Source organism: Leptospira wolffii serovar Khorat str. Khorat-H2, assembly GCF_000306115.2.
GTDB classification, from domain to species: Bacteria; Spirochaetota; Leptospiria; order Leptospirales; family Leptospiraceae; genus Leptospira_B; species Leptospira_B wolffii.
On sequence record NZ_AKWX02000020.1, the window covers coordinates 312,562 to 339,021 of the forward strand.

At 43.3% G+C, this 26,460-nt stretch carries 24 protein-coding genes and 2 pseudogenes; 9 read left to right on the forward strand and 17 right to left on the reverse strand.

The window, feature by feature from the left end; translation table 11 throughout:
• Positions 1–4 precede the first annotated feature (4 nt).
• From LEP1GSC061_RS14680 to LEP1GSC061_RS14690, 3 genes are all read right to left on the reverse strand, one after another.
• Positions 5–1,510 carry a choice-of-anchor D domain-containing protein gene (locus LEP1GSC061_RS14680; RefSeq protein ID WP_040509217.1) on the reverse strand — a complete coding sequence of 502 codons (1,506 nt, stop codon included), beginning with the start codon at positions 1,508–1,510 and terminating at the stop codon, positions 5–7.
• 259 nt (positions 1,511–1,769) lie between these two features.
• Positions 1,770–3,788, reverse strand: a complete 2,019-nt coding sequence (locus LEP1GSC061_RS14685) for a S8 family serine peptidase (RefSeq protein ID WP_016546134.1) — start codon at positions 3,786–3,788, stop codon at positions 1,770–1,772.
• Positions 3,789–3,802: 14 nt separating this feature from the next.
• Complete coding sequence (locus LEP1GSC061_RS14690) at positions 3,803–5,329, reverse strand: choice-of-anchor D domain-containing protein (protein ID WP_016546175.1); 1,527 nt, start codon at positions 5,327–5,329, stop codon at positions 3,803–3,805.
• A gap of 297 nt (positions 5,330–5,626) precedes the next feature.
• Between LEP1GSC061_RS14690 and LEP1GSC061_RS14695 the strand changes: the two genes are divergently transcribed.
• Positions 5,627–6,157 carry a hypothetical protein gene (locus tag LEP1GSC061_RS14695; protein WP_232218474.1) on the forward strand — a complete coding sequence of 177 codons (531 nt, stop codon included), beginning with the start codon at positions 5,627–5,629 and terminating at the stop codon, positions 6,155–6,157.
• Positions 6,158–6,235: 78 nt separating this feature from the next.
• Positions 6,236–7,030 (forward strand): surface adhesion protein Lsa26, encoded by a 795-nt coding sequence (gene lsa26, locus LEP1GSC061_RS14700; RefSeq protein WP_016546482.1) that lies wholly within the window; start codon positions 6,236–6,238, stop codon positions 7,028–7,030.
• A gap of 4 nt (positions 7,031–7,034) precedes the next feature.
• Here lsa26 and LEP1GSC061_RS14705 read toward each other — a convergent pair whose 3' ends face one another.
• The 7 genes and pseudogenes from LEP1GSC061_RS14705 to LEP1GSC061_RS14730 all read right to left on the reverse strand — a co-directional run bounded on the left by LEP1GSC061_RS14705 (position 7,035) and on the right by LEP1GSC061_RS14730 (position 15,075).
• Positions 7,035–8,888, reverse strand: coding sequence for a hypothetical protein (locus LEP1GSC061_RS14705; RefSeq protein ID WP_156844565.1), 1,854 nt, complete (start codon positions 8,886–8,888; stop codon positions 7,035–7,037).
• Positions 8,889–9,004: 116 nt separating this feature from the next.
• On the reverse strand, positions 9,005–10,981 hold the full coding sequence (locus LEP1GSC061_RS14710) for a hypothetical protein (RefSeq protein ID WP_016546767.1): 1,977 nt from the start codon (positions 10,979–10,981) through the stop codon (positions 9,005–9,007).
• A gap of 185 nt (positions 10,982–11,166) precedes the next feature.
• Positions 11,167–11,727, reverse strand: a complete 561-nt coding sequence (locus LEP1GSC061_RS20870) for a tetratricopeptide repeat protein (RefSeq protein ID WP_016546629.1) — start codon at positions 11,725–11,727, stop codon at positions 11,167–11,169.
• 414 nt (positions 11,728–12,141) lie between these two features.
• Positions 12,142–12,490 (reverse strand): annotated as a pseudogene (locus tag LEP1GSC061_RS22015) (RHS repeat-associated core domain-containing protein); the annotation flags it as partial.
• Between the two features lie 137 nt (positions 12,491–12,627).
• Positions 12,628–13,308, reverse strand: coding sequence for a class I SAM-dependent methyltransferase (locus LEP1GSC061_RS21945; RefSeq protein ID WP_232218476.1), 681 nt, complete (start codon positions 13,306–13,308; stop codon positions 12,628–12,630).
• A gap of 78 nt (positions 13,309–13,386) precedes the next feature.
• Positions 13,387–13,785 (reverse strand): annotated as a pseudogene (locus tag LEP1GSC061_RS22155) (GtrA family protein); the annotation flags it as partial.
• A gap of 123 nt (positions 13,786–13,908) precedes the next feature.
• Entirely contained in the window at positions 13,909–15,075 is a 1,167-nt protein-coding gene (locus LEP1GSC061_RS14730) for an acyltransferase family protein (RefSeq protein WP_016546431.1), read from the reverse strand.
• A 136-nt stretch (positions 15,076–15,211) separates the two neighbouring features.
• Between LEP1GSC061_RS14730 and LEP1GSC061_RS14735 the strand changes: the two genes are divergently transcribed.
• The 4 genes from LEP1GSC061_RS14735 (at position 15,212) to LEP1GSC061_RS14750 (ending at position 17,988) form a co-directional block, all read left to right on the forward strand.
• Positions 15,212–15,649, forward strand: a complete 438-nt coding sequence (locus tag LEP1GSC061_RS14735) for a MarR family winged helix-turn-helix transcriptional regulator (protein ID WP_232218477.1) — start codon at positions 15,212–15,214, stop codon at positions 15,647–15,649.
• 65 nt (positions 15,650–15,714) lie between these two features.
• Positions 15,715–16,458: a glucose 1-dehydrogenase gene (locus tag LEP1GSC061_RS14740; protein ID WP_016546613.1), complete on the forward strand. Its 744-nt coding sequence runs from the start codon at positions 15,715–15,717 to the stop codon at positions 16,456–16,458.
• An 87-nt stretch (positions 16,459–16,545) separates the two neighbouring features.
• Positions 16,546–17,109, forward strand: a complete 564-nt coding sequence (locus LEP1GSC061_RS14745) for a DNA-3-methyladenine glycosylase I (RefSeq protein ID WP_016546840.1) — start codon at positions 16,546–16,548, stop codon at positions 17,107–17,109.
• Positions 17,110–17,400: 291 nt separating this feature from the next.
• Positions 17,401–17,988, forward strand: coding sequence for a hypothetical protein (locus LEP1GSC061_RS14750; protein WP_016546877.1), 588 nt, complete (start codon positions 17,401–17,403; stop codon positions 17,986–17,988).
• Between the two features lie 16 nt (positions 17,989–18,004).
• On the opposite strand, the gene LEP1GSC061_RS14755 is transcribed toward LEP1GSC061_RS14750, so the two are convergent.
• Positions 18,005–18,610, reverse strand: coding sequence for a TetR/AcrR family transcriptional regulator (locus LEP1GSC061_RS14755; protein WP_016546768.1), 606 nt, complete (start codon positions 18,608–18,610; stop codon positions 18,005–18,007).
• A gap of 102 nt (positions 18,611–18,712) precedes the next feature.
• On the opposite strand from LEP1GSC061_RS14755, the gene LEP1GSC061_RS14760 reads away from it, so the two are divergent.
• Positions 18,713–19,534 carry an acyl-CoA thioesterase gene (locus LEP1GSC061_RS14760; RefSeq protein ID WP_016545978.1) on the forward strand — a complete coding sequence of 274 codons (822 nt, stop codon included), beginning with the start codon at positions 18,713–18,715 and terminating at the stop codon, positions 19,532–19,534.
• Between the two features lie 44 nt (positions 19,535–19,578).
• Positions 19,579–20,271, forward strand: coding sequence for a YwaF family protein (locus tag LEP1GSC061_RS14765; protein WP_016546285.1), 693 nt, complete (start codon positions 19,579–19,581; stop codon positions 20,269–20,271).
• Here the strand turns inward: LEP1GSC061_RS14765 and LEP1GSC061_RS14770 are convergent.
• From LEP1GSC061_RS14770 to LEP1GSC061_RS14785, 4 genes are all read right to left on the reverse strand, one after another.
• Positions 20,268–21,116 carry a hypothetical protein gene (locus LEP1GSC061_RS14770; RefSeq protein WP_016546357.1) on the reverse strand — a complete coding sequence of 283 codons (849 nt, stop codon included), beginning with the start codon at positions 21,114–21,116 and terminating at the stop codon, positions 20,268–20,270. The genes LEP1GSC061_RS14765 and LEP1GSC061_RS14770 overlap by 4 nt on opposite strands.
• On the reverse strand, positions 21,113–22,444 hold the full coding sequence (gene rsx / locus LEP1GSC061_RS14775; RefSeq protein ID WP_016546403.1) for an LIMLP_03685 family anti-sigma factor: 1,332 nt from the start codon (positions 22,442–22,444) through the stop codon (positions 21,113–21,115). The genes LEP1GSC061_RS14770 and rsx overlap by 4 nt, the downstream gene beginning before the upstream one ends.
• A gap of 2 nt (positions 22,445–22,446) precedes the next feature.
• Positions 22,447–22,977 (reverse strand): RNA polymerase sigma factor, encoded by a 531-nt coding sequence (locus tag LEP1GSC061_RS14780; RefSeq protein WP_016546524.1) that lies wholly within the window; start codon positions 22,975–22,977, stop codon positions 22,447–22,449.
• A 402-nt stretch (positions 22,978–23,379) separates the two neighbouring features.
• Complete coding sequence (locus LEP1GSC061_RS14785) at positions 23,380–23,781, reverse strand: hypothetical protein (protein ID WP_016546630.1); 402 nt, start codon at positions 23,779–23,781, stop codon at positions 23,380–23,382.
• Positions 23,782–24,137: 356 nt separating this feature from the next.
• On the opposite strand from LEP1GSC061_RS14785, the gene LEP1GSC061_RS14795 reads away from it, so the two are divergent.
• Entirely contained in the window at positions 24,138–24,434 is a 297-nt protein-coding gene (locus tag LEP1GSC061_RS14795; protein ID WP_016546473.1) for a DUF433 domain-containing protein, read from the forward strand.
• Between the two features lie 24 nt (positions 24,435–24,458).
• Here the strand turns inward: LEP1GSC061_RS14795 and LEP1GSC061_RS14800 are convergent, their stop codons facing one another.
• Together LEP1GSC061_RS14800 and LEP1GSC061_RS14805 are read right to left on the reverse strand one after the other, a co-directional pair.
• Positions 24,459–24,986, reverse strand: a complete 528-nt coding sequence (locus LEP1GSC061_RS14800) for a NuoI/complex I 23 kDa subunit family protein (RefSeq protein WP_016546324.1) — start codon at positions 24,984–24,986, stop codon at positions 24,459–24,461.
• Entirely contained in the window at positions 24,973–26,427 is a 1,455-nt protein-coding gene (locus LEP1GSC061_RS14805) for an NADH-quinone oxidoreductase subunit G (RefSeq protein WP_016546204.1), read from the reverse strand. The genes LEP1GSC061_RS14800 and LEP1GSC061_RS14805 overlap by 14 nt, the downstream gene beginning before the upstream one ends.
• Between the last annotated feature and the right edge of the window lie 33 nt (positions 26,428–26,460).

Below are 26,460 nucleotides of genomic sequence, written 5' to 3' on the forward strand. Positions count from 1 at the left end.
ATTCTCAGTACCCCGGAGTATTTACTACCGCACTCATAACAGGAGAAAAATCCGAACCGGTCGAATTATAAGTAGAAAAGGATTTCACCCGCACAAACCAAGTACCGGGAAATTGGACCGTTAGTATCTTGAAATTAGGGGTAAAAGGTCCGCCGCTATATAAAACGTCCGAACATACGTCGGCGGTTCCTTCCGTAGAAAAAGTTGCGCCTTTTTTATAGCAAACCCTGTAGCCTCCGGAAGCCATATGCACCGCTTTCTCCTTTGCCTGAGCCCAGGTGGCGATGATATCCCTCTGCCCGCCGGTTCCAGTTAAAGTCAGAGTGGAGCTGGACGAACTTCCCGCATCTCCGGTAGTTGTCGATAGCGTAAGGGTCGCTGTCTTGGAACCGACGTTTAACGGAATAAATTGAACCGTAAAAGTAGTGGAAGCATTCGGGGCAAGGCTCGTAAGGCCCGGTTGGGACCAAAGGAATTCGTTGAAATTCGTCCCGTTCACGGAAACAGGACTGCCGCTCAGATCTAGATTAGCAGTTCCTAAATTACGAATCGTGATACTTTTACTCGCGGATATAACGGAAGGAAAAACGCTCCCGAAAGAATAAGAAAACCCGGAACTGGTACTGATATCCCGATTGATTCCATTCTCGTCCGTGTATGTTACCGAAATCTGAGGAACCGGACCGGAAGTACCTGTCCCCGATAAACCGAGTGTAAAAGTCCCCTGGTTGGGATCGTTGCTTTGGATCTGTAAGGAACCGACCGTCAATCCTATACCGCCTGGAGTAAAAGAAATGCTAAAGGTTTTACTCTGGCCTGGAGAAAGAGTAAAGGTAGGTCCGTTCGTACTGAAAACCGAATTTCCGGAAACCACTTCGATATTCGTGACAATCAGATTCAATAAACCCGAATTCTTGATTGTGAAATTTCTAGAAGCGGATCCCGAGCTAAGCGCATAAAAATTCGCATAAGAATTTCCCGAAGCTAACCTAAGATTTCCGTCCGAAACTTCTATGGAAGGAGCGGGTGTATTCGTACCTGTACCTGTAAGATACAGGATATAGGTTCCTACATTCGGGTCGTCGGAAGGAATCAGAAGATAAGCCGACTTCACTCCTTCGCTAGTGGGTGAGAATGTGAGCTGGAAGGTGGTGGTATCTCCGGAGTTAATCGAGGAGCTTGCGGCGGTCGTTACGGAATATTGATTAGAATAGACCCCGCTCTTGGAAACGTTAGGACTCCCCGTTAAATTCACGGTAGAAGCGCTCGGATTCTCCAAAGTCAAAGTAATGGGAGAAGCGGAAGAATTGGCCAGAGTCGAACCCAAGGATAATGTGGAACCGGAAGGATAGCTGCCACCTTTCGAGTCCTTTACATAAATTCCATTAATACCGGAAGGGCTGGAAAAAAAGAGTAACGGCCCTTTTCCGCCTCCGCCACCGCAATTTCCGAAGAGAAAGAATGGAGAGAGTGAGGCCAAAAAAAGAAAACGAAAGTATCGGGATCTCAAGTTCAAATACCTAAAGGAAATATTCATTTTATGTCGGATGGGGACGGACTTTTAGAGAAAGGTAATTCTTCCCCAAAGCCTTTCGCCTATTGGCGACCCGGATTTCCTACTCGTCCAGGAAAATCCTTCTAGAGAAACAAGGGGCAATGCGGCTTTTTACGCAGAAATCGCCGAAAATCGGGAACGATTTTCAGTCCCCGAGGGTAACAAAAAAGGAGAGGGAGACCTCTCCTTTTTAAATTTCGGATTTTAGGAATCCTTATTGGACTGCTGCACTCACTCCGGTCGGAGTCGTTAAGTAACTGAGCGCTTTTCTCGCATCAGCAGCAACCCCATATCTAGTAGTACCGGTCAAGCTGCTAGGAGTATCTCCTGCTGTCACAATTGCGTTTAAAGTATCCTGATAAGTAAACGAAGATCCGTTATACGATCTCAGTAACGCGGCCAACCCTGCAACGTGTGGTGTCGCCATGGAAGTTCCGTTAATTACGTTATAAGTGGTATTATTTATCGTCTTCTTAGTAACAGTCATGTCGAGAATAATAGGACCATCACTTACATTCGTTGGAGCCGTTCCACTATCCCCATCAGTTATGATTCGAAAACCGAAGGAACACATCGAAGTTAGACAATTTTTCATATCATAACTAAGAAGCAAGAATTGATTTCCTGTCGTGTTGTTTGCATTTCCACTTCCTGAAATATTAAGCAAGCTCGTCCCGGAAAGAAATGGAGTTCCTCCATTGGATTTATAATTAATTGCAAACGAATCTCCCGTATCATAGATGTTTAAAAATAATCGAAATGATATGGTCGCGCCATCCGCCGAAAAATCAAAGGTCTTATAAACCGAAGAATTGATGGCAGGTGAATAATAGTAATTACACCAATCCTGAGGATTAGTTAATGCAGGAACGCCAGCTAGAGGGGGCGAAGTTATACAATTATTTAAATTGGTTACCGATGCCCAATCAGAAGCGCTTGTTCCGGAATAAACCCATCCTGAAGAAAATGTCTCAGATGAGGCGGTGTCGGATCCATACCAGCTACTTCTAATATTTGTTCCCGGCGCGCCTACGTCTACAGAACGACTCGCGATTGTTGCATTTGAATCTTTATTAGAGAATGATGCAAGACTATACGCTTGGTCTAATGCCGCAACGCAAAGCAAATTCGATACGGTATATTCGCATGGATAACTGTTATCGTTAGCCACAGATCCGCTGGTTTTAATATCCGCACCGTCATTACCCGCAGCGACCACAAACAAACTATCGTAGGTACTTCCTCCCATTGCAATAGTACTAGAAAAAGAGGCGTCGTAAGTAGATCCACCTAAAGACATATTGATGACTTTTGCCCCATTTCTTAACGCGAAATACAATCCCTTAATGATGTTAGAAGTGGTCCCGCTCCCATTCGCATCGAGCACACGAACAGCCATAATTTTAGCTGTCCAACATAAACCTGCGGTTCCTTTATTATTGTTCCCTACCGCGCCAATTGTTCCGGCAACATGTGTCCCATGGCCCGCTAAGTCTAATGGAGTTTTATCATTGTCCACATAGTCGTAACCTGAATTACAGGACCCAATTGCATTACCAGATTCATCCACACAGGAAGAGCCGTCCCACATATTTGAAGCAAGGTCTTCTTGGTTGTAATTTACTCCGGAATCAATCACTGCAACTATTGTATTTGTACAATCCGTTGTAATATCCCAAGCTGATTCCAGATCCATATCGTTTCCCGAGGCGGAAGGCGGATTATTCGTTGTATAAAGTGAATCCAAAAGAGCGGATACCGTTTGAGAAGTATTCTTTAGCCCCCAAAGTTGACTATAGCTCGCGTCATTCGGAACCGTGCTCGTGGCTCTATAAATATAATTAGGCTGAACATACTCTACTCCGGAAACTTGAGAATATGATTCTATTGCATCTTGAACGGACTGTCCAGATTTTAGTCTGATCAAGGAATGTCCTTCTGAAGTTAAATGCTCCTTCAATGCTCCGCCCAGCTGGTTTACTGTATAGGATTTTACAGAATCTCCAGTGTTTGCTTTAAACTTAACAATAACCTCATTTTGTACAAATTTATTACGGGCATCGATATTAGTCCCTTGCACAATTGGATCATCGACAAGCAAGATGCTTTTAAGGCCACCACCTAACTTCTTAGTAAGCTTATTAATATCTTCGCTGTTCTGAGCAAAAATAGTTCCATAAACGGCTACTATAAAAGCAGCCCCTACGATAATGGATTTTCTTTGAGTCTTCATTTTCATTCTCCTTTTCACTCAGGTGTGCTTACAGTCGCTGTCGTTTGGGACGAGAAAGCCGATCCAGTATTGTATTCCGAATAAGATTTTACTTTAATATAATATGTTCCTGCGGAAGTCATAGTGACCAATTTGCTATTCGGCGCGTATGTTCCGGACACCCAAGGAGCTGTAACGCAATTTACTCCCGAATCGCTATCTAAGGTAAAAGTACTCCCATTTTTATAACAGATCTTATATCCACCATTGGCTCGGTGGACGGCCTTCTCCTTTGCATTCGCCCAACTGACTAAAACGTCTCGTTTGCCTCCCGTTCCGGAAAGATCGATAGTAGACGAAGAAGAGGCCCCGGCGTTTCCGTTGGTACTCGTAATCGTTAGAGTCGCAGTTTTGGAACCTGTTGCCTGCGGATTGAAAGTAACGGTAAACGTAGTGGAAGCATTCACCGCCAAAGTAGAGGAACCTATCGACGATACTGTAAAGTCGGTCGAATTGTCCACACTTGCTCCGGTAATACTCAAGACGGATGCAGTGGCCCCGACATTCTTAATGGTAAAAGTTTTCGCTGTCGAAGATGCTGCAGGAAAGAAGCTACCAAAACTGAAAGTATGTCCGCTTCCGGTAGTTGCATTCTCGGTTGCACTAGAGTTATTCACATAGGTTACTTCAATCTGGGCCGCAGGAGCCGCTGTTCCCGTTCCTCCTACCAGAATTCGGAAATTGGAAGTGTTCGGATCATTGCTATGAATCTGAACCGTTGCATTACGAGCAGTAGTATTATTCGGACTAAACTTGATAGTAAATGTGGTCGATTCATTCGGATCCAAACTCGTATCACCCGGTTGGGTAACAACGAAATAAGAAGGATCTGTTCCAGCTATATCGACTGCCGGAGAGAGAGTAAGAGTTAATTCTCCAGTATTCTTAACGGTTATGGTCTTAGCCGAGGATGTAGTATTCTCTTGGGTGGAGAAAGTCTGCTTAGAACCTGCCGCATTATCCGACAATACCGTTGTTCCCACCTTCACCTCGATCCTAGGCACCGGAGTCGGAGTACTGGTACCGCTCAGATTCAGGGAGTAATTTCCTACGATCGGATCGTCCGAATTGATCGTGAGAACGGCGGTTTTTACACCGGTGCTATTGTCGGGAGCAAAATGGATCGTGAATGTAGTAGAATCTCCCGGATCCAAAGAAGTATCAGCCGGCTGGGCATCGATGACAAACTGAGAAGCATGGGTTCCCGACTTGTCTACCACAGGAGTACCTGTGAGAGTAACCGTTTGGTCTCCGTTATTCTTGATGGTTAGGGTCTTCGTAGATCCCGTAGTGTTTTGGACAACGCTACCGATTACATAGGTAGACCCGGACGCATATTGGTGAGAACTTTCGAAAACAGCGATTCCATGAACGATGCTTTCCCCTCCTCCAGATGGAAAGAAAAGGAGCCCTTTCCCTCCCCCTTTGGGACAATTAATAAAAACGAATATCGCAGCAAAACTAAGTAAAGTTTTGAGCAAGAATGTCGGAAACCGTTTCATAAAAGACTTTTCGACCTCATTATTTAAAATACGCTATGACCAAGTTGGGAAAAGCCCTAATCCCGGCAATAGCTTCTATCTTGTATTACCCAAAAAGGATTAGGTTTCGGACATAGGTTCCCGAAAAAACGGAAAAACTCTTTTTTCATTTGTTACATTCTCTCCATCCCTAAAGTACAGGATTTCGATTAACAAAATATACGTTTAGCGATCGAAGTATCGCAAACGGGATAAAAACGAATTTCGTTGTCTGAAATTACGGATAATGGGGATATAGCTCAAGATAAGCCCGCTTAGATGAGTTCTAAGCAACCTACATTTATTATGAAAAATCAAAGATTCAAATCCTACATCCCTTTTCTTCTACTCTTGTTATCTCCAATCGTTACCGCTTTGGCCTTAGTGCCCTCTCTTCCTAAAAAGTTGGAAAAAGAAAAGACGGAACGTAATAAAAGCTCCGTGACCGCCCCCAAATCGGTTTGCTGCGAGCTCGACGATAAAAGTGAACCCGGTCTGCGACTGGCAAGAATCTGTCAGGGAGAGAAAGATACTCGCTTCATCTTTAAATACGACGTTCCTTCCGCAGGAGCCTGTGAAATCTTAGAGAATGTGACGTTAGAGGACGATTCCGGAAAAAAATACAAAGGAGTCGGATCCCAAGGTATCCCTCGTTGCGGCGCTGAGAAACGCTGGAAAGTTGAGGAATTCGTCTGGGTCTTCGAAAAAATGGACTCAGGTTCCAAATATTTCAATCTATACGAAAAGGATTTGGAAGGAATGCCCGGCTGGAAATGGAACCAAGTGGATCTTTCCCACTGTAAATTCTAATATAAACCCTTTCAAAAACGGGAATCCTTGCCCTGATTCGGTTCTGGATTCCCGGAAAGAATCGTCCAATATTCTCCTATGAAACTCCGAGTCGGATTCGCATCTACTTCCATTCTATTTCTTCTATTTTCCGCTTCTCCTAGCTTCGCATTCGGAACTTATTCCGAGGGCTGGACTGTAGGCAAATTATTACAATTCGAAAGCAGAGGTATCGTATACGAATCTTACGAAGGAATCATAGAAGTTACCGGATACGATCCTTCGGAAGCCTGCGACGCGTTCCGAGACGAATGCTTTACTCCCACCAAAAAGAAGGTCAATTTCAGCGTTCGTCCGGAAAATGCGGACCTCGTAAATTTTCTGAGCAAACAACTGAACCAAACGGTTCTCATTCAATTCAATATCCATAGAGTGCAGGCCATTGCCTTGTCCAGCGATGTGGAAGTCATCCACGCACAATATCAGGAAAATATAATTCCTCAGACCGATTCCCTTTCGGACTCTAAACAAAAAATGACCGTCTGGGTCCAGGCTCACGATACCCCGCAGCCGATAGAAAAAATGAGCGGAAAAAAGACCGGAGGAAAAAGAAATTTTTCGGTAACCGGAAGAATTCTGAGTTTAGAATATAAGGGAACCATGGTGGGAACCTACGAAGGCTTATATTTGGACGAGAGTAGGGGAAAGGTCCATCCCTTCTCCATTACCTCGGACGAGATGGCCGAGTTCGCCTGGAAAGCGTTGAAATATAACGGAAAGTATTATATGGGGATTTCGGTCGCCTTTGTCACCGGCCTAAGACAATCGGACTACGATTTATTCGAGATCAATTTCAAGGAACCGGCGGGAGGTTTAGAAAAGCAGAAAAAGTGAATATTTAATTCTTCTCATGCGATTTGGTTCTAACGGAGAAGAATATACCGATTCCTAAGAATAGAAGCGCTAAGATGCACCAATATATCAAATTCCAGTAAGTATCAGGAAGAAAATAGGAATAGTATATTTTCTCCGAAGGAAAGGGGATGTATTGAGATAGAAAGTTGCCCGCCACCAAAGTCTTGCGGAATTGGGTGTAATAGTTTTCCGGATTCTGCCAAAAAGCTAGAATTTGCAGAATCGATAATACCCAAGCGATGGCAACCAGACTCAAGAAAAATCTGCGAGTTCCAGTTAGAACCTTGCTCGAATCCCACAGGATAGCCAAAGCTTCCGCAGAATAATACGCAATCAAAGGATAAACCGCAATCCAGTATCTTCCCGCCGGGCAGGTACCTAACCAAAGATTTGAATGGAATACATTCGGCAAATGTCCGACTATTACAATCGCGATTAGGAATATTCCCGCCACAAAGCGCTTCCTAAGAAGAATCGGCAAAAAACTTACAAATAGAAGTAAGATCGGGTTGAGAGCAAAGAGCCCCCGATCCGCATCGAAAAGATAAGCGGAGTATCTTTTTGGAATCTCCTGCAATACAAGATCCTTGGAACCATAGGGAGATATTCCTTTATAGATTAAATAATTATAAAATAAAAAAAGAAGCACGCCGATTGCATACGAAATCGTCCCTATAAGCAATCCGGTAAATTCTTTTCGAAGGAGATAGACCCAATAAAGATACAATAAAAAAGAAACGAGCGCAAATTTGATATGAAAGAAAGGGAATGCGATTAAAGTGATCGGATACCAGAAGGATCTACCGAAACGATTTCCAGATTCCAAAGAATAGAAACAGAGAAATAGAAGAATGCCCACTGGAACTTCGGGAAAAATTTGGTTCGAATATGCAATCCAAGGCAGCCCGAAGATGATGGGAAGCAAAAGTAAAATTCCGAGTCCCTGTTTCATTCTCCTCCTGAATGAGAAAAGCAGTATTGCAGTTCCTAAGGAATGAACAAGTACCATAAGAATCTTAGCAGCGAGCCCCGGGTCTGCCTGGATACCGGAGTTTTGGTTCAAGAAACTTGGTAATAGATAGATAGAGAGCAATGGATAATGAACCGGTTTTTCCTCGCCTTGGATAAAAATCGTATGGTGATCGAATTTTCGAAAGAAAAGAGAAGGCTTCTGGAAAGAATATTGATTCTCCAATGCCATGTCCCGGTCTCCGAGTAAAGACTCTCCCATCAAGAGATAATGAGGTTCGTCTCCGATATAAGGGACCGGCCAATTCTTCAAAAACGAAAAATCTAGGGAATAAGCGATGAGCCAAAGTAGAAAAAATCTTTTGTAGGAAGATATGGAACCGGATCGATACAAAAGTACAAGCACCGCTACGGATAAGAAGCCTAAAGCCAGGATCGTCCCATGGTATGCCTCGTATTCGAAAGTCTTCTTTTGGAATAGAAAGACTTCTCCTTTTTGGATCGGATTCGAAAACGTGAAATCGATTTCGGAAATACTATCTTCTGAAGGAATCGAAAGGTGGATGATTTGTTTCTCCAATACATGGCTTTGGATTTTCTTACCATTTACGGAAACCGTGACCGTATTCTTCCTTTCCGAAAGTTTTCCTAAACGAAATCGGTAATCCGAATCGATTCCTTTAATGAAGCAACCTTTAGCGCTTTGCTTCGTAATTAAATAAGAATCACCCGATTGGTCTAAGCCGGAATATGCGGTTTCACAAGACGAGTTTCCCCGAGATAAGAATAGAATCGGAAAGGATAAGGAAAAAAGAAAAACCGAAATCGGAATCCAAATCAATTTAGAAGAATGTAAGAAACGAATCATGTAGGAAGAATTCGAAAAGGGGAACCCGAAAAGTTCCACTCCCCCAAACACCTGCAAGATGACAGTTCGATTCCGACCTGTCTACTCAGAATCTAAATCCTTTCGGACAACCTAGCTCAGGTCTTTGTTTGGATTTGAATCGGAATATATTTATTTAGTATTTCCCTAGCGACCCGGTTCAGCCTAGGCTTGCCCGATGCTTCCAAGAGGATCCAATAAGCGTAATCTATGCTGAACATATCCTTGATGTTCTTACCGCATTTGATCCATTGCTGCTCTAAGCGCTTTTTCGCTTCGAGAGTTAGATTAGGATTTTTACGGTAGTTCTCCAGATAAGCGTAATATGCCGAAGTTAAAGAAGCGACGAAAGGCTCTTTCCACTTTCTACCTTGTAAGGTCCTTTCGGTCTCCCATCGGAACTCTCCCAAAGTTTTGGTCAGAACTAAGGAAGGATTTTCGTTCACGACGGACGGAAAAAGCATTCTTCCCAAAGCTAAATTTCCTTCGGAGGACTCCTGCCAAAGTACTCCCCGATTCCCCGCAAACGGCAAGAGAATGAGGTCAGCGTAAAATTCCTTTTTGTATTCGCTAATCTGATTCGTGGTAGAGGATATTACGTGAACCTCTCTCTGAAACAAGCCCGGATCGATTTTAGCGACATGTTTCGTGCCAGAAAATATCTTTTCGGGAGAAAAGATATTGGCTTGGGTGGGTCCATAAAAATGGTCTTCGGAAAGGATCGGATAAGCAAAATTCGGATTCAGGGAGATCCCCAATAGTCCCATATACAAAAGACTCTCCACCTCCCATTCCAAAAGATGAATTAAATATTCTTTATTTCTAATGTCCTTGGCTTCGGGTTCCTGGTTCCATAGCAATTTTGATTTCTCGTACTGATCGTAAGTCTGCCCGAGCGAGTTATTGGATGGATGTTTTTTACCGGCCAGGACCAAATTCAACCAGTCCGGAAATAGATGGATGGATATCTTGGATTCCAGAGAATGTCCCGTTTGGTTCGAGGATTTCAGAATCGTAATCGCTTCTTCCAAGTCTCGGATTCTCTTTCCCGAAATCAAGGTTTCATCTAAAAAGAAAAAATATACGAAGAGAAGAACCGGTTTAGGAACTTCTCCCTGATGAGAGCGGAACTTCACGAAGCACACCTTGTACAATCGTATCAGTATTTTATAATCTTCTTGCTTATGATGGCGTCGGATCAGACCGGGGTGTTCTCTATAATTTTTGACAAGATGTCGGATTTCTTCGCAAACGCTCGGCTGGAGTCCCGAAAATTCCAAAATCTGATCCAGGCTATTCGAATATTCCTGAGGTGGAGGAGTGGAATCTTTCTCCGTGGAAAATCCTCCTCTAGAATGATCCGTCCATTCTTCCTCTTTCTTTTCGTCCAACTCCGGAATCGTCTTGATTTGGAGAGTGAGATTCTTGTCTTCTTGGGAGAGAAAGATCGCCTCCGATTTCATCCATTGATTCGATTCGCTCCGAAAGAATAGTTCCACTTTTTCATATCTAGACAAGGAGAATGTAGGAACTCCTGTCTTGGTATATACATGCGCATGGACTCCCTTGTTAACGGAAGAAGCGTCAATCTGAGTGGCTCCTAATAAAATCGGAAAGGTTTCCTTAGAGTCCGTCTGTAGAATCGCCGGTAGATATTTGCGGGGAGGACTTGTATGCGTATGAGTTAAATGGTCCAGAGTATGAACGATTTGTACATCTCTCCAAGCGGGAAGATTACTCTGATCGGCCAGAAATTGTAGGAACTCCGGTAGGAAATATTTCTGGTACCAAGCAGGATCCTCCGCCATTCTCCTTAAATCCCCGTAGGGAACTCGATCCAGAAATTCGTGAAATAGGATCACATCCTTATTGTGAAACTCGTGGAGATGTAACTTAGCAAGCACCCGGTCCCTATAATTTTTTTCCCCCACATTCCTACTCGAAATGGCTTTCTGGGTCCAATAGATCACAGCCAAGACGACCGCGAGGAAAACGCCTCCGGTGATCACCGGAACCCAAGAGAATTCTGGCCAGATCAGAATCGGCGCACCGGAATCCTGGCTAAGTAAAAACATGGCCTAAAGATTAAACCGATTCGGTTAGGAGTCAAGTGGATTTGGGGGAGGGGGATTATTCTAAATGATTTGTAAAGTGAATTAAAAGACTTCAACCCATCTCTTAATAATACTAAAGCTTATTAATTAATAACTTGTTTAGAGATAATAAGTATAATTTAGTGTCTTACAAATTAGCCAATAAACTAGTGCGACTTTACATTTTCCTTTTTTGCGATATTAAAAAACACATTTCCTAATTCAAGGTTCTTTTTCAATCCCTTCCCGAAGTAAAAACATCTACCTACTTCGTAGATTGAAGATTTTTCACCTAGTAAAGCTGCACTTAAATAGCACTCTGCAGCCAACCTTAGATTCTTTTTTACACCTTCTCCTTTTTCATAACAAACAGCGAGATCATACAAAGCTTCAGGAATACCCGCCGACCCAGCCTCTAGAAAAAGTAAGTAGGCTTTCTTAAAATTCTTCTCAAAATACTTTCCATGTAAATACCAATTACCCAATGCATATGAAGCTCGAAAATCCTGCTCATCCCTAGCCTTCCCAAGGAGCTTTGCAACTTCGTGCAAAGTGGGCAATTTACTATCCAATCGAGCAAGTCTCATAGCTCGCTCATAATTTTTACTTCTCCTCTTTTGGAGGCCAAGGACCTTTGTGCTTGGGCGGCTTTTTCCTATGATAATCTCTATTTTTATCTCCTTTTTCTCCCCCTTGATCTTTCTACCTTCTCGTATTTCCTTTTTCATGTTTTTCCTCAGTAGACGGTCGCTTTTTCTTATGCTCTGCTGATAGTATTTTTTTGTATAGCTCATCACTATCATTATTATCTTTTGGATTTGGAGTTTCTCCTGGAAGTGTAGGAATAGGTAAACCTGTATGGACACGAGGATTACCATCATAATTTTGTGGCCCAAAGTATTGTTCAGCTAGAGCAAAGAGTCCAAATGTAACTAAAGTTCCTCCAAGACCTCCGCCTCCTCTCGGAGAAATTCTTGGAGTTGCCCTTGGGACTTTTGGCGGTCCTTTAGGTACGCTTCCTATCTTTTTAGGAATAGACTTAGAAGGTGGAGATACCGAGGGCTTATTCGCATTTGGATTACTTTTTGGCGTAGTATCGGGTTTTGAGCTGGGAGGAATGTATGCCTTCGTTCCCGGTGAATTTATCAAATGCCCCGTTGGATCCTTAAATGCAATAGGATTTCCCTGCACGTAAGAGAATCTATTCCACCCTTGGGTATCATCATCCCCATCAATAACCGAATCCGCACTTGTAAACCTTCCGATCTCCGGATCGTAATAGCGTGCATTATAAAAATAGAAATTTGTTTCCCGGTCGAGCTCTTGGGAATTGTATTTAGGAGCGAAGTCTAGGCTTCCCCTTTGGACGAGGGTTTCTCCGTAAGGTTCGTATTGGGTTCTGCTTAAGGTTTGGGCGTTTTCATCCAGAACATGGGAGACGGAGTCCACTTGGTCTGTTAGGAAATAGGCGGTCGTTCCTTCTTCGTTTAGTTATTTTCTTATAATCTCAAGCCGTTCAGAAAAGCATATCTTTTCATCGCTTAAATGTAAGAAGGGCTCCAGGCATTATTTTCAACAATCTTTTACACAAAACCATCGTCAATATAGCATCGGCAAGGTCGATACTCTCAATTCCCTTTTCGTATCGCGAGAAAAATCGCCTGACCGACCGGTAAAGGAAGATAGTCAAAAGGTTTTAAAAATGGAATTAAAGAGTCCATTATCATGGCGTCCGAAAGCTTTATTTTCGTAGCACGAAACAATCGCATTCGAATAAACCAGCCTAAGGCACCAACCGGATTAAACGGTTTCCATATCTTTAAGGTAGCTTTAGGAAATTCTTTCTTCAGAAGCGAGACGATTCTCTTTTTATCGCTCCATCCGTATCTTCGATAATGTCCGATTCTCTTGTCGAATTCAGAATATAAGATCTTGGTTGCAGGCACAATTGCAACAAACCAACCTTCTTGTTTAACGATTTCTAATCCATGTTTGATAAAAAGCCAATCATCTTGGACATGTTCTAAAACATTCGAGCTATAAACGCAATCCCAATGATTCTTTTCCTTTAATCCAAAAAAGTCCTGTTCCACTCCCAAAAACAAAGGCTCTGCCCTAAATCGAGAACGCAAACGCTGTGCATTATAATCGGATAACTCGGTTAAAAACGAGTGATAGCCGTTTTCGAAAACAAGATTTGCGATCGTTCCCGTGCCCGCACCAATCTCCAAATTCTTTTCACCCAAGAATGGGGTGATCTTAGAGGCCAAATACTCGTTGTAAGTGCGAGCCTCTTCAACGGTTTCCAAGATTTCAACGCCCGTTCCGCCTTCCGAGTAAACGACAGTATTCCCGACTAAAACTTGCTTATTTACGAAAACAAAGCGATCGAATCCGAGGAAGTTCCAAACAATTACGATTAAGATTCCCACGATTGTAGAGACATAAAAGGAAAATTCGAAAGCATCTAAAATGAGAAAAGCAGTGATTCGAAGAATAATGCCCGAAAATAGGACCAAATGATATCGCAGGAATTTGGAAAAGAAACCCTCAAAGGATTCTCTCCAAGTGAAAAATTTATGAATTGGGTAGGAAACAATAATCGGGATTTCCGTAGCAATCAGATTTCCTATATTTCTCCCCAAGCTGGTAGCATTTACGGAAGGATAACTAAAAACTATATGTGCAGCTAATAAGTTTATCCCGAAAACGATAAGCCCAGCGATAATATATCTGAATTGCCTAACAGAGAAAATTTCAACAATCGCATTTCCCTTTTTTATCATATCGGCTATGAAATCTCCATATCGAAAACAGAAAACTCAATTTTAAAGAGATTAAATCGATGTTATGAAATAATTGCTAACGTATAGCATTTCTCGCTATACAACCCAAAACTAATCTTTTCATTAATTATTCGTTTTCCTAGCCTTCCGATTTCCGATCCGATTCTTCCAATCCACAAAGGGTTTTTCTACAGCTAGATAAAGAATCCAGGAAGAAATAAAAGTTACTAAAAAAGAAACACCGATAATCTGTAACGTTTGAATCGCAGAAAAATTCTCCCTTGTTCTTGCTACCATGCCAGCGCCGACCCCTATCCCTACGATATTCCAAAGATACATAGAATAACTGATTCGAGCGATCGGACGAAATATTGGCGATTCGAAAATCGCGGTCCAAAAGGTCTTTTGGTTCATACAAAGAAATAATAATATACCGTACGAAATATTCTGCGAATTCAATGCGATAGATTTGCCTGTCCAAGACTGAATCGGATAAGAATGGCCGAAAACCAAGCCGGCTATTAAAATCACGCTCAACACAATCACCCTATTTCGATTCAATACGATCTTATATGAGGATATGAGCTCCGCGACGATTATCCCGACTAAAATCGAATCGAAACGGTTATGCGTTTTATGGACGAAATCGTAATCTAAATCAGAAAGGGCCCCGATTATCCTTGCTATCCCCGGTAGAAAATACACAAAACAATAAAGCGTGACTCTTTGCTTGGATTCGAGTCTGAAAAGACCGAATAGAATCAAAACCGGAAGAAGTAGGTAAAAATGATTTTCTACGGAGAGCGACCAATCCACTACCATTACGCAAGGAAAATAATTGGAGAGAAAGATCAGATCCGACCATACGAATGGAAGAATTTCCGCCCTTTCTTTCCAGAAATTCGCGACATTCGGATCCGACGGAGGATGTATTTTGAAAAAGTCTACTTGTGTCTTGGTATACAAATATACGATTGCCAAGGCAAAGTAAAAGGCTGGCAGAATTCGCAACGCTCGACCGATAAAGAAACCTCGGATATCGATGCTCCCGTTCTTTCGGAAACTTCGCAGAAGCCCTCCGTAAATCAGATACCCGCTTAGGATAAAAAACAGATCCACACCCGAGTTAAAATTATCGAAGATATTCTTCCAGAAATCGGAATGGATTCCGTTGAATATCCCCCAGGTATGAAAGAATACCACTAGAAGAATCGCCAAGGCTCTCAATCCGTTCAACGATTCGTTTTCATCTTCTTTCTTTTTAAATATCGAGAATATATAGGAGAACATAGTTTAAGGAAACGATTCCAGTCATCCTGTCCATGTGGGATTCTGTCACTTAAAATTCGAACACAGATCGTATAAGCATTTTCGAACCGAAGATTTTTAGAAAAATTTCGCTTTACAAACAGACAAATATGTTTCGATGTCGAAATATATGGTAAAACCGGAGTTCGTAATCCATCTACTTTCTCGGACTAGAGATAGGATCCAAAAGCATCTTTCCTCGGAATTCGAGAAGCAAGGAATTCATGATGTGGTTCCGGCTCATGGCGGAGTTCTCTATGCCCTCGGTAAAGGGCCCATGATCTTGAGCGAACTAGCTTCCGCCCTCGATCGGACGAATTCCACCGTAACGGCTCTACTAGATAAACTCGAGAATCTAGGCTATATCAAACGCTCAAAGCCTTATGAAGACGAGAGAATCACTTCCGCCGAATTGACCGAAAAAGGCAAGGCGACCCTGGAAAAAGTGCAGAGGGCTTCCAAGCAAACTTTATCCAAACTCTATAAGGATATCGACGCTTCGGAAAAAGAGGAGTTTATAAGAATACTGTCCAAGATTCATTCTAATTTCGAATGATCGGAAAGGAAATAGACGGTTAAAGAGCGGCAATTATTTCGACATCGAAATAAAAGGAGAAGATTATGTTCAATGGAAAAACGGCGGTAATCACCGGATCGGCTCGAGGTATCGGAAAAGCGATCGCAAAGGTCCTCCAAGAAAAAGGTTGCAGGATAATTCTTTCCGATAAGAACGAAGCTGCATGCAAAGAATCCGCAAGAGATTTATCAACCGGATCCGAGGTGCTTTGGAAAACTTGCGACGTAACACAAAAAGATCAGATCCGTGATTTGGCCGAATTCGCCGTCGAAAGTACAGGTTCCTTGGATATATGGATCAATAACGCGGGAATCATCGCGGATGACCTTTTGATCCGAATGTCCGAAGAAAAGTGGGATTCCGTTCATTCGGTAAATCTAAAGGCGGTCTTCTTCGGAATACAAACCGCGGCAAAAATTATGATGAAACGAAAGAAAGGTAGAATCGTCAATATAGGCTCCGTTTCCGGATATTATGGGAATGGAGGACAGGCGAACTATTCCTCTGCCAAAGCCGGTCTTATGGCGCTGACTAAAAGTGCAGCTAGAGAATTGGCTTCTCGAAACATAACCGTAAATTGCGTCGCTTCCGGATTCATAGACAATGAATTTGCTGCTTCGGTTCCTAAAGAGATTAGAGCATCGATTAAAGAATCTATTCCGCTCAAAATAGACAGGAATCCGGAAGAAGCGGTGGCCTCCGCAGTAGCCTTTCTTTCTTCCGACGAAGCGGATTGGATTACCGGAGCGATCTTGAGAGTAGACGGAGGAATGATGATCGGCTTTTAATATAAGATCCGACTCTTCCCACAAAATCCGCTTGCTGTTTGTACTTCGAAAGGAAATTTAAAGAATTCCACTGTCCGGCAATTCTCTATGAAGTTTCAGAACAAATACTGCGAGCATGTGTTCAACCTAGGCCCGAAAGACACCTCGGAACATAAGATCTATCACGATACGGAATACGGGTATCCTATTCACAGCGACGATGAGTTATTCGGAAGGCTGATTCTCGAGATCAACCAAGCGGGACTTTCTTGGATAACGATTCTAAAAAAGAAGGATTCGTTTCGAAAAGCGTATCGAAATTTTTCCATCTCCAAAATTGCGAAATTCGGAAAAAAGGACGTAGATAGACTGCTCCAAGATGCGGGAATTATCCGGAATCGGTTGAAGATCGAAGCCGCAATACATAATGCAAATATAATACTTTCTCTTCAGAAAGATTATGGCAGCTTCGGTCTCTGGCTGGACGGTAATCATCCGATGACCCGGGAAGAATGGACCAAATTATTCAAAAAGACTTTCAGATTCACCGGAGGAGAAATCGTAAACGAATTCCTAATGAGTACCGGATATCTGGAAGGCGCTCATGATTCAAATTGTCCCGTTTGGAAAAAAATCCAAAAGACCAAACCAGCCTGGACTCGTAAGAAATAACGGACATCTCCAAAATCTCCAGACCTACCTTCGAAAAGACAAAAAGCGTTTCGGAATTCGAATCCTGCTACTGGTTTCGCGAAGATTTAAAGGAAGTCTGTAAACGGATCGGAATCGACTCCAAAGAATATAAAACGATCATCTTACGGGAATTTTCGGAAGAGACTCGGAAACTGGAAAATCGTAAACGATAAGATCCGTTTAGGCGAAGATCCCCATTTTTCTGCTGGATGCTTTACTAAGACCGTAATAAACTAAGAAGAAACGGGCCGGGAAAGAGAAGAATGTAATATGAAGACCAAATCGCTAATTTTCTTTCTGTTCCTCGCAGTCTGCTATTCTCCTTTTTTGTTAAGAGCGCAGATTAAGGAAACCTGTCTGAATTGGGACAGAGACTTTCCGAAAGTAGACTCCAAGCTTTCGCTTAATATTAGCGGACTAGAAATCATACTCAACCCACCCGCTTCCGCATGGATGAGAAGTTCTCGCCCCGGAGAGTTGGTAGCTCCTACCAAAGGACAATTCAAAGTAGACGGTAAAAACGAAGTCCATATCGAATTTCTTTTCGAAGCGGAAGATCCGGACGAATGCCAATTCAATTGCAAAGAACAGTCCTTAGGTCTTCGATCTGCAAGAGATCCCGAAGAAGTTTTTGGATCCTGTTTCAAATCCTGCCGTGAAAACACTCATTTCAAATACGGAAAGGATAGATTCAAACTGCCTTTAAAATTGAAGATCTATCGGGACGAATCGGAAACGCTCCGGATCGATTCCTTAACGTACAGGGATCCGAATCCAATTGCCGGAAAATTAGCCTATACGTTTCCGCATTATTTCGCGGGAGATCTGGTGGAATGCTCGGCCAACGCCTGGGATTGATAATTTAGAAAAGTTTTTATATTCGATTTTCCAAGGCCAGCAGCTCCTTTTGCAACCGGTCCATGTATTTTAAATCTCCGGACATTCCGTAGAGTTGCATGGCTCCCTGATAAAAGAAAAGTATGCTTTCGGATAATTCCTTCGCCTCGGCGGGCGCGATCTTAATTCCCCCTTTCCAGTAAGCTTCCCGGGACAGATAGGTTTCGAATTCCGACACCCATCTCTTTAAGGCGGCTTTAACGAATCTCGCCAACTCGGGCTCGTCGTGAGTTTGGTTGGATAGATTTGCGTAAGGACAGCCGAAAATGTAGGACCTTTTAAGAGCTCTCTTCACCACTTTCAACCATGCTACGATGAAACGGGAGTAATCCTTCTCTCTTAGCATCATCTTCTTCGCGAAACCGAGAATCTCCTCTTCTTGATCCAGAAGATATGCCTTACCCAAATCCTTTTTGGAAGGAAAATGAGTATAGAGACTTTTCTTGAAAGCGCTCGCTTCTTCCAAAACCTCGTTGATCCCGGTGTTCGGATAGCCTTTGGCATAGAATAGCCGAGAAGCGGCTTTGAGAATTCTGTCTCTTGCCTGGTCCTCCCGATGGATTTTTTCCTTCTTTCCCTTCATATCTTTTTCCATCGAAAGTATAATAACGGTAGACAGATTTGTCTACCGTTATTTATCCTCGAAAAGGAAGGGTAGAACAATCGGTCTACCGGAGGATTCCACATGAGACTTTTAGAAGAAAATCCCCAGAAAATCGGCACTTTTTCACTTCCGGTCCGCCGCGCCGATTTGGATGTAAACGGCCATGTGAATAATGGGACTTACCAAAGTTATTTCGAAGAGGCCAGATTGAAATTCTTCGAATCCTTGCTAAATGAGGAAGAGATTTCTGTAGATTACTCCGACTTTCCCGTACTCCACTGCGAGTTGGAATACAAGGCTGAATTGAAGTATCCGGAAGAGGCTACGATTAAAACGGAAATCCTTAGGTCCACTGACGATAGAATTGAAGTCCTCCAAGAAATGTACAGAAGTTCCGACTCCGCCCTAGTGACTAGAGCGACTTTCCTATTAGGTCCTAATGAAACCGAGACGGATACCCTTTATTCGGAGGAAAATTATCCCTTCGCATTCTATCACCAGATAGGAGTGGGTTGGGCGGAAATGAATCCGGAGGCAAAGGTAAATTTGGATACGATTCAATATTATCTCGACGATGCTAGAATTCGTTCCTCTTACCAAAGCGGTTTGGACCTGGAAGATTTGCAAAAGAAAGGAGTCGGTCCGGTCGTATACAAAGCGGAACTCGATTATTTCGGAAGTCTTACGTTTCCGGAAGAGATCGTAATCGCGACCGTTTATCAAAGAAGCGAGAAAAATCGTTTAGCCTTTCGGCACGATGTTTTTTCCAAAAAGACTCGAAAACTAATCCTAACTTCGGTCGTTCACGGTCTCTTTATGGATCTGAAGAGAAAGCGCCCTTATAGTTTTTCCGAAGAGGATATGGAGCGCGTTTTTAGAACCAAAAGCGAGTCCCCATTCTAAAAAATATCGTTTGCAAATAGTTTAATGTAAGAGAGGTTGCCTCGATGAGATTCGAGCATTGGGGCGACCTTCATTTATTCATTTTATTCTTCACAGCCTTAATAGGCCTAGGTCTTCCTTGGTTGGCTCGCAACTTCTTTTCGCCTCGACAAAGGGATCTGATCGGCGTCATACTCGGAGCCATCCTTCTTCTGAATTACCTAGTCTATATAATCTATAGAATTGAGGGAGGTTACTGGCAGATTCGCTACGATCTTCCGATGGAGTTCTGCAATTGGGCAGCGATCGTGACGTCTTTGGCTTTATTCACTAAGAATCGCATCCTTGCCGAGCTTTCTTATTTTTGGGTAATGGCGGGTTCCTTTCAGGGAGTCCTCACCCCGGACCTTTCCGTTTCCTTTCCGCATATCTATTTTTTCATCTTCTTTATCGCGCATTCCGGATTGGTAATTTCAGCGTTATACGTAGTTTTAGGCCTCGAACTTCCTCCCAGAAAGGGTGCGGTTCTTAGATCGGTTTTATATACCCAAATCTACGTCGTCGTTGCATTATGCGTGGATTTCCTATTAGATGCGAATTACGGATACATGAGAGGCAAACCCGAAGCAGGTTCGGCACTGGACTTTTTGGGACCCTGGCCTGTTTATCTAATTTGGTTGGAAGCTTTGGGAATTCTATTCTTCACGGTTTTGTATTTACCCTTTCTGAAAAGAAACAGGGTAAGCCTTACGAATTAGAAATGATTGGTCAGCCCAAAATGATATAGCATTTCTCCGTCCGGACGAACTTGGTTCTTAATCGTCATCCGCCATCCCTCCGTAGGGGCCCCCAGGGAATTGAAATCTCTGGGAACCGGTTTTCTTCTCCAAAGAAAATCCGGAAGCACGAAGTTGATGATAACATCCGCTACCAAAAGAATCACAAGTCCGCTCGCCAATCGTTCCGTCTCCTCTCGGTACTGCTCCTTCGTAACGTAATGACCGTTGATTCCCTTTACTAAATTCATATTTTGCTTCATATAATAGAGGCTCGCGAAGGTAGGCGATTGTGTGAAATCCTGATTCGGAAAAAGCAAATACATCGTAGTAACTAGATTGCCGGTATCCGAATAATAGGCCTTGGGGGAATTAGTACTCTGTGAAATCAAAGCTCCTAGGGCGGCGAACTCGCTAACGCTAAAGAAAATCCCTATAGGAGTTCCCAGAGACGAATCCATAAGATAAGAAGGAGACCAAATCGGTACGAATCCGGTTAAAGGCATCAAGGAAAAGTCGGGTCTCTTCTTAGGATAAACGGCGGAAACCGGCAAGGAAGCGTTCGGATCGAACGGACCCGGTAACGGCTTAACTTCCTCTTCCTGCGACTTATCCCATTTTACGGGAGCTGATTTAATGAATTTAATCTCGCCAACCGGGATACTGAAGTTCTTCCCGTCCTCGGTGGAAATATTCACCGTGGATTTGCCTAGAACGGTCTTCACGTTTCGGTATTCATGTCCCGACTTCAGAGTAACGTTATCCGAAAAAACGGGAGTGAGAGAAAATAGTAGGAGAAGAAGGGAGGCAGTTAACCTCTGCGTCATTCGAATTCTATCCTATCAACAGCATCCACGGGAACGATAAGGTTCCCATCCCGCTTTAAAACGATATAAAAATTATCCTGCTGATAAATATAGCCTTTTTCGGAGCCACCGTCTTTGAGAATCAATATGCGAATCTCTTGCGATTGGTTTTTTTCCTTTAAGAGATCTACGATGGGGGTCTTATCGATCTTCTTCACCAATTCCATCAGTAATTCCCTTTCTCTTAGATCCTTCGGAGGAAAGCGGACCATCGTGGCGAACTTACGCTCCAGCTCCGCTTTTTCATCCGGGAGAATCTTCCGAAGAGAATTCTTCAATTCTTTAGGAGAGATCAGGAAAGGCTCCTTTGGCAGAGAATCCACATGCGGCTTCAAGCTTTTGATGAGAGATTCGTCGATCTTAGTTCCAGACTGGACTTTTTTACTAGCTTTAATGGAGTTCTCGATTCTTCTCAAGCCTTCTACTCTTTCGGGGGACAATCCTTTCCAAGCGATCTGTTCTCCCGATTCTATCAGGACTTCTTGTTTTTCGAAGAGCGCCGGATATTCCTTCGCCAATAAGGAGGCCTCTTCGGGATTGATCCAGGGCGTGAGAGATTGCCAAAATACTCCACTTCCGGATTCTAAATGAACGCGACCTTCGATCACCTGCACGGATACGGACGAGTTAGCGTTCGGACGATTCAATGCGACTTTCGTTCCTTCCAGACTGAGTCTAAAATCGTCGGCAGTAATGAAAACTTTTTCGGAATCTTTAGGGCCTTGGCTATCGACTAAAATCGATCCGTAACCTAGACTCAAATGGATTTCCTTGTCCTTACGGTCCGCAATGAAATCCGTCTCCGGCATCGCCCTTACCGTTACGCTCTTTTCTCCGTCCAACTGCACATCGCATACTGAATATTTCCCGGACCGGATGGACTTACCGGAAATATTCTCTCCCGCTTCCAGCTTCTTACCGTCGGAAGTGCAGTCTCCGTAAGATTGAGTGAAAACGCTTACGGGATTATTACTATTCCAAGCGGTGAAAAGATAGATCGAAATGGAAAGCAAAAGTACGGCGGCAATCGCGGAAAGATATTTAAAGGAATTGGGAAATTGAATTACGTTAGACCCTTTTGGAAGACCGGCCGAAGGAAAAGAAGAGAATACTTCGGCGGCACGGATCCGAGATTGCAAAAGAGTCAGTTGTCTGTATTCCGCGGCTTTTTCCGGATCTTGTAGAATGATTTCTAGTAATCTTTTTTTTCCGACGGAATCTATCTCGCCAGCTAAATACGATTCTAGAAGTTCTTCAAAACTATCTGATCTTTCCGTACTAATCGCCATCTTTATAATCCGATCCCTTCCGCTTCCAGATACGAGCGAAGAATTCTAAACGCGCTAAGCAATCTACGGCTAACGGTTCTTTCCGATATGCCTAAAGCGTCGGCCGTTTCCTTCAGCGTCTTTTTTTGGATCTCTTTCAATAGTATTATACTCTTTTCAGGCTCAGGAAGACGTGAAATTCCCTCTTTTAGGGCCGAATTGATAGAATTTTTTTCCAGTTCCAGAGGGTCGTCGTGGTTGCCTCCGGATAATTCAGGGAAGTTCTCTATATTGATTGAGACGTTCCCTGTTTCTTTTTTGGTACGATTGAAATGCTTAAAGTAGAGATTTTTACCTATGGTGCAGGACCAGGAAGAGAAGCTCCCCCGGTTAGGATCGAAACGATCCATGACTTCGAAAGCCTTAAGAAATGTCTCCTGCGTCAAATCTTCGGCAATTTCGGGATTTCCGGAGAGTTTGAGCAGGAAATGGTATACGGTATTCCTACAGGACTCATAAAGTGTGGAAAATTCCTGTTGAGAAAGACCTTCCATTTTCCTTCAAACTAAGGGCAAAAGCCCGGCTTCTGGCTAATTTTTAGGGTATTCCCGTTAAACGGAAGCATAAATTGGCGCTATTTTTCTTGCGACAAAGAAAGCTTTAAAAAACGATCTTGTTCGTGGCTATTCGAACCGCATTCGTCATTCTTTTCGTAATTTTATGCCTATTTACAGGGTGCACCCAAGATCAGATGAAGAATCCCTGCAGCAATCGTAGAGAGGCAAGCAATCGATGCATGTCTGAATTAGTGGAGCTTTGCGCTATAAATTATGCGAGCAGCGATAAGCCTATTACGAGCTTATGTCAGGACAATCTACTCGTCTCTGCATATATGTGCATGGACAAAGTACCGAGCTCCTGCAGTTCTACCTCTAGCAGCGGTAGCGAATGAGGGCTTAAGTTTTTCTGCCTTTCTTTTTAGGAGAAGCGGCCTTGATGTTTTTACTCTCCTGATCTTTACTCATCCGAATAATACTTGGAGACATGTATCTTAGGAATTCCTCCAGAAAATGAACCAGTCCCTTCGAGTTCTTATTCTCGCTCAGAAAGACTAAAATTCTTCTCATCGCCGGATCCTCTGTAAGATCGCCCAGAACCGAATCCTGTGTGAATTTCTTTTCTTTATCGAAGAATATCTTTAGCTCTAATTTGAAGAACTGACATAAGACTAAAAAGTCATGGGCTAATAATCTGGATTGTCCGCGTTCCACTTTTCCCAAAAGATTGGGATTATAAGGAGTGCCGAATTCCTTTTCCAGGGCATCGGCAAGGTCCTTCAAGGAGAGACCTTTTTCCATCCGGCAATACCGAAAGACATCGCCGATTTTTGTGTATATCGATTCGATAGCTCCGGTTTCCATAGTTTGCGACGCCTATCTGACGCCTAATTTGGAAGGAGATCTCCGAACCGAATCGACTTCGAATTCAATTCTCCTGGAAAGCCCATTCGCAGCGGATTGGAAGATGTTTTTTATTCTTTTGCAGTATTGTCATTACTCTATATGCGAAACGGGTATTTTTAGGACTTTAGAAGAATTCTATCTTCCGGTTTTTCGATCCGAAATATTTCCCGCTCGTTTCCAAGTTCTCAAAAAAGCGAGATTCTAAGGATTACTAGTCAAATCTATGGTCAAAAATTTGTTATATAATTAGAATGGAAACAAACCAGGAACTACAAGAGAGAATCGCTTCCCATCCCTCCATTTGCGGTGGAAAGCCCGTAATCCGCGGAACTTCTATCCGCGTGCTGGAAATATTGGATATGATCTTCCTTGGATTCGGATTTCAGGATATTCTTTCCGAATATCCGAATCTGGAAAAAGCGGATATAGACGCTTGCTTAGAATACGCTTCCTCTAGACTACATTCTCCCATTTTGGAGAAAGTAGTAAAGGGCCTGCCGGACAGATTCTCGCCCAAAAAAGATCGGGGTAGAATCGCTGCGCGTTAAAAGGACCCACCGCTAGGATCGGATTTAAATTCTTTCTCCGATCAGCGGTCCTCCGACCTTCTGCATCATACGTTCTTTAGTAAGAATCAAATCGTCCCGGTTGTCCGCGGCCATTTCCGCCGGACCGTCCAAGTAAATCGCGCCTTTCGGACAAGCTTCCTCGCACATACCGCAGAAAATACAACGAAGTAGATCGATCTCGAACTTCTTCGCATACTTATCTTCCGGATGCAAATGCTGGATCTCGGGAGTCACATGACCCGCTTCTATCTTGATCGCATCCGCAGGACAAATCCACATGCAGCAGAAGCAGCTCGTGCATCTTTCTCTGCCGAGTTCGTCCCTTTTCATGCTATGCATTCCTCGGAAACGATCGGAGTATTTTCTTCTCTTTTCCGGGAATTCCAGAGTAACGGCACCTTTTAAAAACGCCGCCTTGACGAAATGTTTAAGAGTGATCCAAAGACCTTTTCCTACGGAATAGGAATACAGCTTTTGGTACCAAGCAAGCTTGTGTCTTGCGGCTACATTGACTACATTAACGGTTGCCAAGGAAGGCCTCCTTTCCGCCGGAGCGATAATCTTTTACGGCTTCCGCCAATCTATGAAACGCCTGAGAAGAATTCAGGAGTCCTTTCGGACTTTCCATGGATTTCTTAAACTCCTGGCTCCAACCTTTCTTATTCGTAAAACTTCCCGATTGTTCCGCGAAAACCTGTATCGGTAAAGCGTACTTCACTTTAGAAATATCTTCCGTAAGATTCGTTTCGAGTAAAACCAAGGAATCCTTATTGATACCGGGAACGACTTCGTTCGGATTTTCCTTAATCAGGAATACAAGATCGTATTCTCCCTTGGAAGCGGCGACGCGTATCGAATCGATTCCTTTTTCGGAAACGAAGCCCGCATCGACAGCGCCTCTTGTATTCGGGCGCCGATCCGTAGTGTAAAGGAAATCGACCTGTTCGGGTTCCTTGTATTGTTCCGGAGAAACTCGTGCCTCCGTTTCAAAGGATGTACCCAGTTCGGAAAGAGCACGCTTGATGGATTTTAAATTCTCATCGCTTTCATGAGCTCCGCCCAAAACAGCGATCTTCTTGGCTCGGGAAATTTTCTCGGCTAGCTCGGAATACACTTCGTCGCTGATCACGGCCTTTCCGTCTTTATAATAGGAGAAGAGTCGATTGGAATTCAACCAATCCACATCGAATCTTCCCTTATCGCAAAGGAAATACTGGTCTTTTTCCTCGTCGACTCGAGGCATATAACGGAACATCTTATTGTCCCTGACATTCGTAAAAGTCTTACAACCGGTGCTGCATCCCGGGCAAACGGATTCTTCGGATTTATACCACCATACCCTAGACTTAAAGAGAGTCTTATTATTTAGAAGTGCGCCTACCGGACAAATATCCGCCAGAGCTCCCTGGTAATTATGCGATATCGGCTCCTCTTTTGCGAGACCGATGATGGAATGATATCCTCTTTCGAAGAGTCCCAGATTGGATTCTCCTACCATCTCTTCCTCGAAGCGGACACATCGATAACATACGATACAACGATTATGATTTATAATTAAGTTGGTGCCGATTTCCTCCTGAGGAATATTCCTTTTCTCTAAAGTAAATCGGGAATTTCCCTTTCCCTCTTTGAACGAATTGTCCTGGAGTTGGCATTCTCCCGCTTTATCGCAGACGGGACAGTCCAGAGGATGATTGGCTAGTAGGAACTCCATCGTTCCCTCTCGCGCTTCCTTCACTCGATCGCTTTTCGTTACGATGGAAAGGCCTTCCGTAACTTTAGTATTGCAGGCAACTTGTAGCCGCGGTATACCTTCGATCTCGATGAGACACATACGGCACATACCGACTACGGACAATTTGGGATGATAACAGAAAAAAGGAATATCCACGCCTACGTCTTTGGCGGCGGAAATCAGGTTTTTTTTCTCGTCGACCTCGTATTCGATCCCGTCTATCTTTATCTTGACCACTCGAACCTCCGTTTACTCGGAAAAAATCGACCG

Excerpts from the sequence above, each read along its gene's own strand:
- LEP1GSC061_RS14685 (WP_016546134.1), bottom strand. The coding sequence starts at position 3,788 with ATGAAGACTCAAAGAAAATCCATTATCGTAGGGGCTGCTTTTATAGTA.
- LEP1GSC061_RS14690 (WP_016546175.1), bottom strand. The coding sequence starts at position 5,329 with ATGAAACGGTTTCCGACATTCTTGCTCAAAACTTTACTTAGTTTTGCT.
- LEP1GSC061_RS14695 (WP_232218474.1), top strand. The coding sequence starts at position 5,627 with ATGAGTTCTAAGCAACCTACATTTATTATGAAAAATCAAAGATTCAAA.
- lsa26 (WP_016546482.1), top strand. The coding sequence starts at position 6,236 with ATGAAACTCCGAGTCGGATTCGCATCTACTTCCATTCTATTTCTTCTA.
- LEP1GSC061_RS14705 (WP_156844565.1), bottom strand. The coding sequence starts at position 8,888 with ATGATTCGTTTCTTACATTCTTCTAAATTGATTTGGATTCCGATTTCG.
- LEP1GSC061_RS14710 (WP_016546767.1), bottom strand. The coding sequence starts at position 10,981 with ATGTTTTTACTTAGCCAGGATTCCGGTGCGCCGATTCTGATCTGGCCA.
- LEP1GSC061_RS20870 (WP_016546629.1), bottom strand. The coding sequence starts at position 11,727 with ATGAAAAAGGAAATACGAGAAGGTAGAAAGATCAAGGGGGAGAAAAAG.
- LEP1GSC061_RS14730 (WP_016546431.1), bottom strand. The coding sequence starts at position 15,075 with ATGTTCTCCTATATATTCTCGATATTTAAAAAGAAAGAAGATGAAAAC.
- LEP1GSC061_RS14735 (WP_232218477.1), top strand. The coding sequence starts at position 15,212 with ATGTCGAAATATATGGTAAAACCGGAGTTCGTAATCCATCTACTTTCT.
- LEP1GSC061_RS14740 (WP_016546613.1), top strand. The coding sequence starts at position 15,715 with ATGTTCAATGGAAAAACGGCGGTAATCACCGGATCGGCTCGAGGTATC.
- LEP1GSC061_RS14745 (WP_016546840.1), top strand. The coding sequence starts at position 16,546 with ATGAAGTTTCAGAACAAATACTGCGAGCATGTGTTCAACCTAGGCCCG.
- LEP1GSC061_RS14750 (WP_016546877.1), top strand. The coding sequence starts at position 17,401 with ATGAAGACCAAATCGCTAATTTTCTTTCTGTTCCTCGCAGTCTGCTAT.
- LEP1GSC061_RS14755 (WP_016546768.1), bottom strand. The coding sequence starts at position 18,610 with ATGAAGGGAAAGAAGGAAAAAATCCATCGGGAGGACCAGGCAAGAGAC.
- LEP1GSC061_RS14760 (WP_016545978.1), top strand. The coding sequence starts at position 18,713 with ATGAGACTTTTAGAAGAAAATCCCCAGAAAATCGGCACTTTTTCACTT.
- LEP1GSC061_RS14765 (WP_016546285.1), top strand. The coding sequence starts at position 19,579 with ATGAGATTCGAGCATTGGGGCGACCTTCATTTATTCATTTTATTCTTC.
- LEP1GSC061_RS14770 (WP_016546357.1), bottom strand. The coding sequence starts at position 21,116 with ATGACGCAGAGGTTAACTGCCTCCCTTCTTCTCCTACTATTTTCTCTC.
- rsx (WP_016546403.1), bottom strand. The coding sequence starts at position 22,444 with ATGGCGATTAGTACGGAAAGATCAGATAGTTTTGAAGAACTTCTAGAA.
- LEP1GSC061_RS14780 (WP_016546524.1), bottom strand. The coding sequence starts at position 22,977 with ATGGAAGGTCTTTCTCAACAGGAATTTTCCACACTTTATGAGTCCTGT.
- LEP1GSC061_RS14785 (WP_016546630.1), bottom strand. The coding sequence starts at position 23,781 with ATGGAAAAAGGTCTCTCCTTGAAGGACCTTGCCGATGCCCTGGAAAAG.
- LEP1GSC061_RS14795 (WP_016546473.1), top strand. The coding sequence starts at position 24,138 with ATGGAAACAAACCAGGAACTACAAGAGAGAATCGCTTCCCATCCCTCC.